Annotated in this window: 10 protein-coding genes and 1 pseudogene; 3 read left to right on the top strand and 8 right to left on the bottom strand. The window is 63.5% G+C overall.

Translation table 11 applies throughout. From position 1 onward, the window contains the following. Positions 1 to 33 precede the first annotated feature (33 nt). The 8 genes from rseP to rpsB form a co-directional block, all read right to left on the bottom strand. Positions 34 to 1425: an RIP metalloprotease RseP gene (rseP, locus tag BGP02_RS01740; RefSeq protein ID WP_286797476.1), complete on the bottom strand. Its 1392-nt coding sequence runs from the start codon at positions 1423 to 1425 to the stop codon at positions 34 to 36. A 43-nt stretch (positions 1426 to 1468) separates the two neighbouring features. Next, complete coding sequence (ispC, locus tag BGP02_RS01745) at positions 1469 to 2668, bottom strand: 1-deoxy-D-xylulose-5-phosphate reductoisomerase (protein WP_017234134.1); 1200 nt, start codon at positions 2666 to 2668, stop codon at positions 1469 to 1471. A gap of 2 nt (positions 2669 to 2670) precedes the next feature. Continuing rightward, positions 2671 to 3480 carry a phosphatidate cytidylyltransferase gene (locus BGP02_RS01750; RefSeq protein WP_286797480.1) on the bottom strand — a complete coding sequence of 270 codons (810 nt, stop codon included), beginning with the start codon at positions 3478 to 3480 and terminating at the stop codon, positions 2671 to 2673. Beyond that, positions 3480 to 4262, bottom strand: coding sequence for a polyprenyl diphosphate synthase (gene uppS / locus BGP02_RS01755; RefSeq protein ID WP_150553422.1), 783 nt, complete (start codon positions 4260 to 4262; stop codon positions 3480 to 3482). The genes BGP02_RS01750 and uppS overlap by 1 nt, the downstream gene beginning before the upstream one ends. Before the next feature lie 64 nt (positions 4263 to 4326). After that, a complete protein-coding gene (gene frr, locus BGP02_RS01760; protein WP_017234137.1) occupies positions 4327 to 4887 on the bottom strand; it encodes a ribosome recycling factor in 561 nt (186 codons plus the stop codon). 85 nt (positions 4888 to 4972) lie between these two features. Beyond that, positions 4973 to 5686 (bottom strand): UMP kinase, encoded by a 714-nt coding sequence (pyrH, locus tag BGP02_RS01765; protein WP_026131984.1) that lies wholly within the window; start codon positions 5684 to 5686, stop codon positions 4973 to 4975. Positions 5687 to 5783: 97 nt separating this feature from the next. Beyond that, the gene (gene tsf / locus BGP02_RS01770; RefSeq protein ID WP_026131985.1) at positions 5784 to 6665 is read right to left on the bottom strand and encodes a translation elongation factor Ts; all 882 of its coding nucleotides are present in this window, start codon (positions 6663 to 6665) and stop codon (positions 5784 to 5786) included. Between the two features lie 155 nt (positions 6666 to 6820). Beyond that, positions 6821 to 7573, bottom strand: a complete 753-nt coding sequence (rpsB, locus tag BGP02_RS01775) for a 30S ribosomal protein S2 (protein ID WP_020372913.1) — start codon at positions 7571 to 7573, stop codon at positions 6821 to 6823. A gap of 484 nt (positions 7574 to 8057) precedes the next feature. Here rpsB and map point away from each other — a divergent pair, with 484 nt between their 5' ends. The 3 genes and pseudogenes from map to BGP02_RS01790 form a co-directional block, all read left to right on the top strand. After that, on the top strand, positions 8058 to 8921 hold the full coding sequence (gene map / locus BGP02_RS01780) for a type I methionyl aminopeptidase (RefSeq protein WP_150563521.1): 864 nt from the start codon (positions 8058 to 8060) through the stop codon (positions 8919 to 8921). Positions 8922 to 8997: 76 nt separating this feature from the next. Next, positions 8998 to 11562, top strand: a complete 2565-nt coding sequence (locus tag BGP02_RS01785; protein WP_017234142.1) for a [protein-PII] uridylyltransferase — start codon at positions 8998 to 9000, stop codon at positions 11560 to 11562. After that, positions 11559 to 12006: pseudogene (locus tag BGP02_RS01790) on the top strand (hypothetical protein); the annotation flags it as partial. The gene BGP02_RS01785 and the pseudogene BGP02_RS01790, both read left to right, overlap by 4 nt.

Here is a 12006-nt window from a genome sequence, read left to right on the forward strand (position 1 = left end):
GATTTGCCTGCGACGGCAGGCGCGTGACGCCGTCTAGTGCAGCAATTTCGACAGGTCATTGAATAGGGCTACGGCAGACAGCGCGAGGATGCAAACGATGCCCACTCGTTGCAGTGCGCCCTGCCACCGCTCGGAGACTGCCCGACCGGTAATCGCTTCGACCGCATAATATAACAGATAGCCACCGTCCAGAACCGGAATCGGCAACAGATTCAATACGCCAAGACTAATGCTGACAAGCGCGAGAAAGGCGACGAAATAATCCAGGCCGAGTCGGGCCGAACGCCCCGCATAGTCCGCAATCGTCACCGGTCCACTCAGATTCTTGAGCGATGCCTGCCCGGTGATCATCTTCCCGAACATTCGTACGCTGAACGAAGTGACATCCCAGGTGCGCTGCGCCCCCCTGCCGATGGCCTCGATCAGCCCATACCGGACCGTCACCGTATCGACCTGGGACGCCAGCGCCGCGCCGATCTTGCCCACGCGCGCACCGCCCGCCTCGGCCGGATCGACTTCCGCGCTTGGCGTCAGGGGCACGTTGTGCAACGCACCGTCGCGTCGCACGGTGAGCGTCATTGGCTTGCCCGGGTGAGCACGTACGGCGTCCACCAGCGCCTTGGCCGACGCGATGGGACTGCCGTCGACGGCCGTGATCTCGTCGCCGACACGTAGTCCAGCGGGCCCTGCCGCACCACCCGGCAGGAGCTGGCCCACCTTGACCCGCGCCGACGGCGTCAGACCGAGGCGCTGCATGAAGTCCTGCTCGCCATCGGCGTCGAAGTGCTGACCCGCCGCGTCCAGCATGTATTCAGCGCGCCCGTCGCGGGTACGCGCCACGAGCGTCACGCGCTGCCCTTCGATCATCGGATCGACCAGGCGCCAGCGAAGGTCTTCCCAGGACCGAACGGGCATCTCGTCTCCGACGGCTTCGTCAGGACTCTTCCCGTTCTCGCGAACGCCGGTAATCAACTCGCCACCGGACAGCCCCGCGCGAGCGGCCAGCGTACCGGCCGCCGGCGGTGCAATGCGCGCGACGGGTTCGGTCACGCCCGCGAGATTCAGGCCCGCATACAGGGCGATCGCCAGAAGGAAGTTCGCGACCGGACCGGCCGCCACAATGGCAAATCGCTTATAGACCGATTGGCGGTTGAAGGCCCGCGCGCGATCCTCCGGGGCGACGACCTGGGTTTCATCGCGCTCGTCGAGCATTCGGACGTACCCGCCCAGCGGCAGCGCGCAAACCGTCCACTCCGTACGATCGCGCCCCATCGTCCACTTGAGCAGCGGCGTGCCGAACCCGACCGAAAAACGCAGAACCTTGACGCCGCACAGCCGCGCGACCGAGTAGTGCCCCAACTCATGGAATACCACCAGCACGCCAATGGCGACGGCAAACGCAAGCAACGTGGTCAACAGAGTCATGAGCGAATGGGGGCGCGAAGGCGTTACGACATAGGGTCAGGCGTCAGGACGACGCCCGGGCCGGCAGTTTGGCGACGATGGCCGTCGCCAGTTCGCGCGCGCGGCGATCGGCGTCGAGCACGACGTCGAGCGACGTCGCCTCACCGACGGCAACCGCGTCGAGCACCTGCTCGACCACCTGGCCGATGGCCGTAAAGCGAATGCGGCCTTCAAGGAAGGCGGCCACGGCGATCTCGTTGGCCGCATTGAGCAGCGCGCCCGCCGTACCGCCGCGATGCAGCGCGTCGAATGCCAGACGCAGGCACGGAAAACGGCGCAAATCCGGCGCTTCGAAAGTCAGCTTGCCGATGTCGGCAAGATTGAGGCTCGCCACGCCCGACGTCACCCGATCCGGGAACGCCAGCGCGTGGGCGATGGGCGTACGCATGTCCGGGTTGCCGAGTTGGGCGAGCGTCGAGCCGTCCGTGTACGTCACCATCGAGTGAATCACGCTCTGCGGATGGATCAACACCTCGATCTTCTCGGGCGGCATATTGAACAGCCAATGCGCCTCGATGACTTCGAGGCCCTTGTTCATCATGCTGGCGGAGTCGACCGAAATCTTGCGGCCCATCACCCAGTTCGGGTGCGCGCACGCCTCGTCCGGCGTCACGTTCTCGAGCGACGCCAGCTCGCGCTCGCGGAATGGCCCGCCCGACGCGGTCAACACCAGTTTTTCAACGCCGCGCGTCGACACGCGGGTCTCGCCGGCCACTTGCGGCAGGCATTGGAAGATGGCGTTGTGCTCGCTGTCGAGCGGCAACAACGTCGCCCCGGCGCGTTCGGCCGTCGCCATGAACAGGGCACCGGAGAGCACCAGCGACTCCTTGTTCGCCAGCAGAATGCGCTTGCCGGCGCGCGCGGCGGCGAGTGTCGACTGCAGCCCCGCGGCACCGACGATCGCCGCAACGACCATCGTGGCCTCGGCCGCTTGCGCGATCTCGACCAGCGCCTGCGGACCGTAGGTCACGTCGATCTTCAGACCGGCGTCAGCCAGACGCGCCGCCAGCGAGCGGGCACCATCGGCGTCGGCCACCACCGCCACTGCTGGGCGATGCGTGACGCACTGCTCGAACAGGCGATCCAGGTTACGGTGCGCCGACAACGCGTAGACGGAGAAGCGGCCGGGATGACGCCCCACCACATCGAGCGTGCTAACGCCAATGGAACCGGTGGAGCCAAGAATGGAGAGTCGTTGCGACATGATCAGACGAGGAGCAAAGCCAGCGGGAGCACCGGGAGCAACGCGTCGATTCGATCGAGCACGCCCCCGTGGCCGGGAAGCAGCGCGCTGGAATCCTTCACGCCGGCCTGCCGTTTGAGTTGAGATTCGAACAGATCGCCCACGACGGAGAAAGCCACCAGCACCGTCAGCGCCAATGCGCCCAGTGCCAGACCTTGCGTGCCGGCGAAATGAGAAACGAGGGTTGGCGCCTGCAAGCCGCTCGCGAGAACCCCGGCAGCGACCACGAGCACCAGCAGCCACCCGCCGATCGCCCCTTCCCAGGACTTGCCGGGACTGATCGACGGCGCGAGCTTGCGACGGCCAAACGCACGGCCGGCGAAATACGCGCCCGTGTCGGCAAGCCAGACGATCACGAGCACCGAGAGCAGGAATGCCACGCCGCGATCACGCGCCAGACACAGCGCCTGCCATGCCGCGATCAGCAACACCGGGCCGGCGACCAGCAACAAACCGCGCCATGCCCCTCGCGTCGCCGGCTTGCGGGCGAGCGTGTAGGGTCCCGCGAGCACCCAAAAGATGGCCGCGGGCTTGAGCCAGATTGACGAGAGCATCCAGCCGCCCGCCCATGTCAGACCCACCCCCAGGAGGGCGAGCGCCCCATAGAAGACGGCGCCCGTGCCATTCAGACCGACGAGCCGCCCCCATTCCCAGCCGGCGGCGGCCACGATCACGGCGGCAAGTAATGCGAACTGCGCCGGCGTACCGACGAAGATCACAGGCAAAAGAATGGCGAGAAGTACGACAGCGGTAATGACGCGTGTCTTGAGCATCAGGCGGAATGTCCCGGAGGGCTCTGGACTTGCGCGCTGGTACGGCCGAAACGGCGCTCGCGCTGCTGAAACTCGGCGACGGCCCGTTTGAGGGTATTGGCGTTGAAGTCCGGCCAGAATTCTTCGGTGAAATACAACTCAGTGTACGCCAGTTGCCACAACAGAAAATTACTGATGCGCTGATCGCCGCCGGTGCGAATGAAGAGATCCGGCTCCGGCGCGTAAGCCATGCTCAGGTAAGGCGCGAGATCGTCCTCGGTGAACGACGCGTCGAGCGCCGCGGCGCCACCGGCCGCCACACGCGCGGCGGCAAGCTTCTGGGCCGCCTGTAAAATGTCCCATCGCCCGCCGTAGTTGGCGGCAATGGTCAGCGTGAGGCCCGTGTTGTCCTGCGTGCGGGCTTCCGCACGCCTGACCAGTTCCTGAATGCGCGGCTCGAACGCGTCGAGCGCGCCAATGACGCGAAGGCGAATACCGTTGCTGTGCAGCTTCCCGACTTCACGCTCGAGCGCGAGAATGAAAAGCTGCATCAGCGTCGACACCTCGTCCTGCGGACGGCGCCAGTTCTCGGAACTGAACGCGAACAGCGTCAGATACTCGACGCCGATTTCGGCGCAGGCCGTCACTGCCTCTCGCACGGCATCGACGCCACGCTTGTGGCCTGCCACGCGAGGCAACTTGCGACGGGTAGCCCAACGCCCATTGCCATCCATGACGATAGCAACGTGGCGAGGAATGCTCTCTGTCTTGGGAACGGAGCGCGTAGAGCTGAGAAAACCCATTGAGGTACGGTGCGGGAGTCGAGCGCGAAAGTCAGCGGAGGTCTTGCGGTGAGTGCCGGGGCACTCAGACCGTCATGATCTCGGCATCCTTCTGCTTGACCAGTTCGTCGATCTCGGCGACAAACTTGTCCGTGAGCTTCTGCACTTCGTCGCTGCCACGGCGCTCGTCGTCTTCCGACGCTTCCTTGTCCTTGACCAGCTTCTTGAGCTGCTCGTTGGCATCGCGGCGCAGGTTACGCACGGCGACCTTGGCGGCTTCGCCTTCCGACTTGACCAGTTTGGTCAGCTCGCGACGGCGCTCTTCGGTCGGCATCGGCATCGGCACACGAATCAGATCGCCTTGCGTGGCCGGGTTCAGACCCAGATCCGATTCGCGGATGGCCTTCTCGACCACGCCAACCATCTTCTTTTCCCACGGCTGCACGCCGATCGTACGGCTATCCACGAGGTTCACGTTGGCGACCTGGGAGATGGGCACCATCGAGCCGTAGTAGTCCACCTGAACGTGATCGAGCAGGCCGACGTGCGCACGACCGGTACGAATCTTCGCCAGGTTGTTCTTGAACGACTCGATCGAGCTTTTCATCTTTTGCTCGACACTTTTCTTGACGTCAGCAACGCTCATGACAACCTCCAAACCTTGAATTGTTACGCAAACGTAAATAATACGGCGTCGGCGCGCCCATGCACGCCGACGCCGCAATTTGAACTCAAACGTGGACGAGCGTTCCCTCGTCTTCGCCGAGAATGACGTGCTTGAGCGCGCCCGGCTTCACAATCGAGAAGACTCGCACCGGCATCTTCTGGTCGCGGCACAGCGCGAAAGCCGTCGCGTCCATGACCTGCAGGTGCTTGGAGATCGCCTCGTCGAAGCTGATGGTCGAATACTTTACCGCGTTGGGATCTTTCTTGGGGTCTGCGGAGTATACGCCGTCGACCTTGGTCGCCTTGAGGACCACTTCGGCGCCGACTTCCGAACCGCGCAGCGCCGCTGCCGTGTCGGTCGTAAAGAACGGGTTGCCGGTACCCGCGGCGAAAATCACGACTTTGCCCTCTTCGAGCTGACGGATCGCACGCGGGCGGATGTAGGGCTCGACCACCTGATCCATGCGCAGCGCGGACTGCACACGCGCTTCGATACCCGCATGGCGCATGGCATCCTGCAGCGCCAGGGCATTCATCATCGTGGCCAGCATGCCCATGTAGTCGGCCGTTGCACGGTCCATACCCGCGGCACCGCCTGCCACGCCCCGGAAAATATTACCGCCGCCGATCACGACGGCCAGTTGCGTGCCCAGGCGAACGACCTCGGCAATGTCGTCAACCATCCGTTCGATGGTCGCGCGGTTGATGCCGAACGCATCGTCACCCATGAGGGCTTCACCAGAGAGCTTGAGAAGTACGCGTTTGTAAGGAGTAGACATGGCGGTCCTTAAGAAGTCTGGTCGGGCACTGTTGGGTATTCTGGATGAAACAACGGGGACGGCACCGCCGCCCCCGGATACTGCGGTACTGCGCGAATTACGACTGCTTGGCCGCAGCCACTTGCGCCGCCACTTCCGCCGCGAAGTCGTCCTGCTTCTTCTCGATGCCTTCGCCGACCACGAACATGGTGAAAGCCTTCACCGTGGTGTTGTTGGCCTTGAGCATCTGCTCGACGCTCGACTTGTCGTCCTTCACGTAAGCCTGGTTGAACAGCGAGACTTCCTTGAGGAACTTCTGCACGCTGCCTTCCACCATCTTGGCCACGATCTCGGCCGGCTTGCCCGACTCGGCAGCCTTCTCGGCAGCGACCTTGCGTTCCTTCTCGATCAGTTCCGGCGAGACCTGATCGCCCGACACGGCCACCGGCTTCATTGCGGCGATGTGCATGGCGACGTTCTTGCCGACTTCGGCGTCAGCGCCGTCATACTCGACGACCACACCGATACGCGTGCCGTGCAGGTAAGCCGCCAGCTTGCCCGCCGTGTCATAGCGCTGGAAGCGACGAATGGTCATGTTTTCGCCGATCTTGCCGATCAGGTCCGCGCGCACTTGCTCAACGGTCTTGCCGTCGAGCGGCAGCGCCGACAGTGCCGCCACGTCGGCCGGGTTGTGCTCGGCGACCAGCTTGGCCACGTCGTTCGCAAACTTCAGGAAGTCGTCGTTCTTCGAGACGAAGTCGGTTTCGCAGTTGATTTCGACCACGGCACCCTTGCCGCCGTCGATGTAGGCAGCGATCACGCCTTCGGCGGTGATACGGCTGGCGGCCTTGCTGGCCTTGCTGCCCAGCTTGACACGCAGGATTTCTTCAGCACGGACCATGTCGCCATCGGCTTCGGTCAGCGCCTTCTTGCATTCCATCATCGGCGCATCGGTCTTGGCGCGCAGTTCGCCCACCATTGCTGCAGTAATTGCCGGCATATCGTTACTCCTGTATATCGAATCAGTCGGGAGTGGATGGCGTCCGGACGGCCTCGCTGCCCGCCCCGTGGCGCCCCGCGCACCCGACGCGGGAAAATCGGACTAAAAAAAAGGGGCGCCACCAGCAGCCCCTTTTGTTACGCAGCGGCGGCCGCTTACGCCTCTTCGTTCACTTCGACGAACTCGTCGTTACCATCGCCGCGAACGGCTTCCACGACTTCCTTGACGGCGTTTGCACGACCTTCGAGGACGGCGTCGGCAACGCCTTGCACGTACAGCTCGACAGCCTTGCTCGAGTCGTCGTTACCCGGGATGATGTAATCCACACCTTCCGGCGAGTGGTTCGTGTCGACCACGGCGATCACCGGAATGCCCAGCTTGTTGGCTTCCGTGATGGCGATCTTGTGGTAGCCGACGTCGACGACGAAAATGGCGTCGGGCATGCCGCCCATATCCTTCACGCCACCGATCGACTTCTGCAGCTTGGCCATTTCGCGATCGAACAGCAGCGCTTCCTTCTTGCTCATGCGCTCTTGCTCGCCGGCTTCCAGGGCCTGCTCCATGTCCTTGAGCTTCTTGATCGACGACTTCAGCGTCTTGAAGTTCGTCAGCATGCCGCCCAGCCAACGGTTGTTGACGTAGGGCATGCCGGCGCGACCGGCGGCTTCCGCCACGATGTCACGCGCCTGACGCTTCGTACCCACGAACAGGATCGTGCCGCGATTTGCTGCCAGTTGACGCACGTACTTCAGTGCGTCCTGGTACATCGGCAACGTCTTTTCCAGGTTGATGATGTGAATCTTGTTGCGATGGCCGAAGATATAGGGGGCCATCTTGGGGTTCCAGAAACGGGTTTGGTGACCAAAGTGGACGCCCGCTTCCAGCATCTGACGCATAGTGACAGACATGTGATTCTCCGTGAGGGTTAGGTCTTAGACCGGCTGCCGTACCCGTTTCGCCAGACTGCCACACAGCTTTGCATGACCCGTCTGCGAAGATCGGGCACCCTGGGTGCGCCGGCCCGCGATTTCAAAATTTCCAAGCCGACGATCGACAATGCCACCCCGCAATCCGCCGGATGCGGCACCGATCGGCACCACACTGGGGCAAAAACACCCCTGAAAACCCGGCGAAGACCGTTGAAACACAAGGGAAAACCCTTGGGTTTATTAGCAATTCGTCCTCGACTTAGCCCGAGATTATAGCATCGGAGCCCACCTGCACTCAAGCGACGCGTGAACTTGTGATGACAAGTCGGAAACGCCCGATCTGCGCGGTGCTCCGGCCGGTTCACCGCGCGAGCGAGCGCTGCGCCAGGAACCTTGGAAATTCCTCGTCGGAACGCTCCGAAATCCAAGCCGGACGGGGCGAAAACCGTCCGTTGGTGCGATAATGCGGCACTGTTTACGCAATCTCTCCGATTCAGCAATGGCCATCACCCTCAAGAATGCCCACGATATTGAAATGATGCGCGTCGCCTGCCGACTGGCCAGCGAGGTGCTCGATTTCATTACGCCGCATGTGCGCGCCGGTGTCACGACCGGGGAGCTCGACCGGCTTTGCCACGAATACATGCTCAAGGAGCAGGGCACCGTGCCGGCACCGCTGAACTATCAACCGCCCGGTTATCCGCCCTACCCCAAGGCCACCTGCATCTCGGTCAACGACGTGATCTGTCACGGCATTCCCGGCGACAAAACGCTCAAGAACGGCGACGCCCTGAACATCGACATCACCGTCATCAAGGATGGCTACTTCGGCGATACCAGCCGCATGTTCATCGTCGGCGAAGGTTCGATCCTGGCGAAGCGTTTGGCTCAGGTGACGTATGAATGCATGTGGCTCGGCATCAACCAGGTGCGCCCGGGCGCGCATCTGGGCGATATCGGCCACGCCATCCAGACGCATGCCGAAGCCCAGGGATATAGCGTGGTTCGCGAATACTGTGGCCACGGCATCGGCCAGGTATTCCACGAGGACCCGCAGATCGTGCATTACGGTCGCCAGGGCACCGGCCTCGAGTTGCAGGCGGGCATGATCTTTACCATCGAGCCGATGATCAACGCGGGCAAGCGCGAGATTCGGACGATGCCCGATCAATGGACGGTCAAAACGCGCGATCGCAGTCTGTCGGCGCAATGGGAGCACACGGTGCTCGTGACGCCAACGGGCCACGAGGTGCTCACGCACTCCGCCCTGACGCCACCGCCGCCGCCCGGTTCGTCGTACGTGACATCGTTCGCCACCGCTACCTGAGCCACTGAAGTCCGGCCGCCTGTCACCGCGGCGGCCGCCCGGCCTGACTCGTTACTTTCACCACCAGGAAGCCGCCATGCACGCGCGTGCGCACGCCCCGTCTCCGCTACGTCAGGCCCTCAAGGACCGCAAAGCCGAACTCGTCGACCGCTTTTCCACACATGGCAAGATCGACGTGCTTCTGCATGGCTTATGCCAGGCGGTCGATCAAGCCATGCGCGACGCGTGGGACGAGTGCGAAATGCCCGATGGTTTCGCGCTCGTCGCCGTGGGCGGCTACGGGCGCGGCGAACTGTACCCGCACTCGGACGTCGACATTCTCCTGCTCCACGCGGACGCCGACGCGCAGGTGCTCACCTCGCACGTGGAGCCGTTTATCGGCTTCCTTTGGGATATCGGGCTCGAGATCGGATCGTCGGTCCGCACGGTCGACGAGTGCATCACCGAAGCCCATGCCGACGTCACGGTACAAACCAGCCTGCTCGAAGCCCGCCTGCTCACCGGCAATGCGGCGCTCTTCGACGACTTCGAGCGGCGCTTCTCCGCCGATCTCGATCCGCGAGCGTTTTTCCGCAGCAAACAGCTGGAGATCCGCCAGCGTCACGCCAAGTATCAGGACACCCCGTACAGCCTTGAACCCAACTGCAAGGAAAGCCCCGGCGGACTGCGCGACCTGCAGGTCATTCTCTGGATGACGAAGGCCGCCGGCCTCGGCAACAGCTGGGCGGAACTGTTCGCGCGGGAACTGCTGACCGATCGCGAGCTCAAGGAGCTGCGACGCAACGAGCAATTCCTCAAGGGCCTGCGCGCACGGCTGCACTTATTGGCGCGACGGCGTCAGGACGTGCTCGTATTCGACATGCAAACGTCGCTCGCGCAAAGTCTCGGCTTCGACGCCACCCCCACCAAGCGGGCCAGCGAGCAGCTCATGCGGCGCTACTACTGGGCCGCCAAAGCCGTCTCGCAACTCAATACGGTGCTGCTGCTCAACGTCGAAGCGCGCCTGTTCCCGCAAACCAGCGGGGTCACGCGGGTGATCAACGAGCGTTTCGTCGAGAAGCAAGGGATGATCGAAATCGTGGACGACGAGTTGTACCAGCGTCACCCGAACGCGATCCTCGAGACGTTCCTGCTTTACGAACAGGTCGTCGGTGTGAAGGGGCTCTCGGCGCGCACGCTGCGGGCGCTGTACAACGCTCGCGAACTGATGAACGCGCAGTGGCGCGCCGACCCCGAGAATCGCAGCACGTTTCTCGGCATTCTCCAGCAGCCACAGGGCATTACCCACGCCTTGCGCCTGATGAACCAGACGAGCGTGCTCGGCCGCTATCTGATCAACTTTCGTCGCGTGGTCGGCCAGATGCAGCACGACCTGTACCACGTCTACACCGTCGACCAGCACATCCTGATGGTCGTGCGCAACATCCGCCGTTTCGCCGTGGCGGAGCACGCGCACGAGTACCCGTTCTGCAGCCAGTTGATCGCGAACTTCGACCGACCTTGGGCGCTGACGGTCGCGGCCTTGTTTCACGACATTGCGAAGGGTCGCGGCGGCGATCACTCCACGCTCGGCATGGCCGATGCCCGACGTTTCTGCACCCGTCACGGCATCGACGAGGAGGACACGGATCTGATCGTCTGGCTGGTGGGTGAGCATCTGACGATGAGCACGGTGGCGCAGAAGCAGGACACCACCGACCCCGAGGTCATCCGCCGCTTTGCGGCGAAAGTGGGGAATGAGCGGCGCCTGACGGCACTGTATCTACTGACGGTCGCCGATATTCGCGGCACCAGCCCGAAGGTATGGAACGCCTGGAAGGGCAAGCTGCTGGAAGACCTGTACCGGCTGACGTTGCAGGTGCTGGGCGGCGCCAATCCGGATCCGCGTTCACAGCTCAAAACGCGCAAGGAAGAGGCCCTCGGGCTGCTGCGCCTTTACACCGTGCCGGAGCGCGCGCAGGAGGCGCTCTGGAGCACGCTGGACGTCGCCTACTTCCTGCGCAACGATCCGGCCGACGTCGCATGGCAGACGCGCCATCTTTGGCGGCACGTGGGCAGCGCGACCCCCATTGTCAAGGCACGTCCCTCACCGATCGGCGAAGGTCTGCAGGTGATGGTCTACGTGCGCGACCAGCTCGATCTGTTCGCGCGCATTTGCGGCTATTTCGAGCGCAAAGGGCTATCGATTCTCGACGCCAAGGTACATACGACCAGTCACGGCTTTGCCCTGGACAGCTTTCTGCTGACCGACCCGGGTCTGGACACGAGCTATCGCGACATCATCAATCTGGTGGAGAGCGAACTGGTGTCGCTGCTCACGCGTGTCGAGCCGCTGGCAGAGCCCAGCAAAGGCCGGCTGCCGCGACGCTCGCGCAGTTTCCCGGTCACGCCGCGCGTCGATTTGCGACCCGACGATCGCGGTCAGTACTACTTGCTATCGGTGTCGGCCAACGACCGCACCGGTCTGCTGTACGCGGTCGCTCGCGTGCTTGCGCGTCACGGCGTAAGCGTGCGTACCGCCCGCATCAACACCCTCGGCGAGCGTGTCGAAGACACGTTCCTGCTCGATGGCAGCCGTTTGCAGGACAGTCGTCTGCAAATCGCCGTCGAGACCGAATTACTCGAAGCATTGGAATCATGAGCGATACCCCGCGCACCAAACTGAGCGCCAAACATCCCCGCACTCTCGACAAGACTCGCGCTCCGGTGCGTTCGTCCGGCGCGCTGAGCCGTCCGACCAAAGCCGTGCCCGCGGCGATGCTCGACGCGAGCGGCGCTAAGAAGAAGCCGGCCGCGAAACCGGCACGACCGCGTCCGGTGGACAATGCGGCTACGCCGACGGGTACACGTCGCCCGGCCGGAAGTGCCGCCGCGCCACGCAAACCTGCGGCCGGCAGCACAACGCCGTACGAAAAGCGTTCGACGGGCGAACGTCCGCCCGCACGTGGCCAACGCGAGCGCGTTGCTGGCGCGCGTCCGGCACGACTTGACGACGAATCGCGTCCGCGTCGCGCTGCCGAAGGTGGCGCCCGTGGCGATTTCGCCCGCCCGGCCAAACGGGGACCCGACGACCGTGCCCCGCGCC

Origin of the sequence: Pandoraea sp. 64-18 (assembly GCF_001899225.1) — a bacterium.
In the GTDB taxonomy this organism is placed as follows: domain Bacteria; phylum Pseudomonadota; class Gammaproteobacteria; order Burkholderiales; family Burkholderiaceae; genus Pandoraea; species Pandoraea cepalis.

Bases quoted from the DNA above. Each gene is read 5' to 3' on its own strand.
- rseP (WP_286797476.1), bottom strand. From the start codon at position 1,425: ATGACTCTGTTGACCACGTTGCTTGCGTTTGCCGTCGCCATTGGCGTG.
- ispC (WP_017234134.1), bottom strand. From the start codon at position 2,668: ATGTCGCAACGACTCTCCATTCTTGGCTCCACCGGTTCCATTGGCGTT.
- BGP02_RS01750 (WP_286797480.1), bottom strand. From the start codon at position 3,480: ATGCTCAAGACACGCGTCATTACCGCTGTCGTACTTCTCGCCATTCTT.
- uppS (WP_150553422.1), bottom strand. From the start codon at position 4,262: ATGGGTTTTCTCAGCTCTACGCGCTCCGTTCCCAAGACAGAGAGCATT.
- frr (WP_017234137.1), bottom strand. From the start codon at position 4,887: ATGAGCGTTGCTGACGTCAAGAAAAGTGTCGAGCAAAAGATGAAAAGC.
- pyrH (WP_026131984.1), bottom strand. From the start codon at position 5,686: ATGTCTACTCCTTACAAACGCGTACTTCTCAAGCTCTCTGGTGAAGCC.
- tsf (WP_026131985.1), bottom strand. From the start codon at position 6,665: ATGCCGGCAATTACTGCAGCAATGGTGGGCGAACTGCGCGCCAAGACC.
- rpsB (WP_020372913.1), bottom strand. From the start codon at position 7,573: ATGTCTGTCACTATGCGTCAGATGCTGGAAGCGGGCGTCCACTTTGGT.
- map (WP_150563521.1), top strand. From the start codon at position 8,058: ATGCGGCACTGTTTACGCAATCTCTCCGATTCAGCAATGGCCATCACC.
- BGP02_RS01785 (WP_017234142.1), top strand. From the start codon at position 8,998: ATGCACGCGCGTGCGCACGCCCCGTCTCCGCTACGTCAGGCCCTCAAG.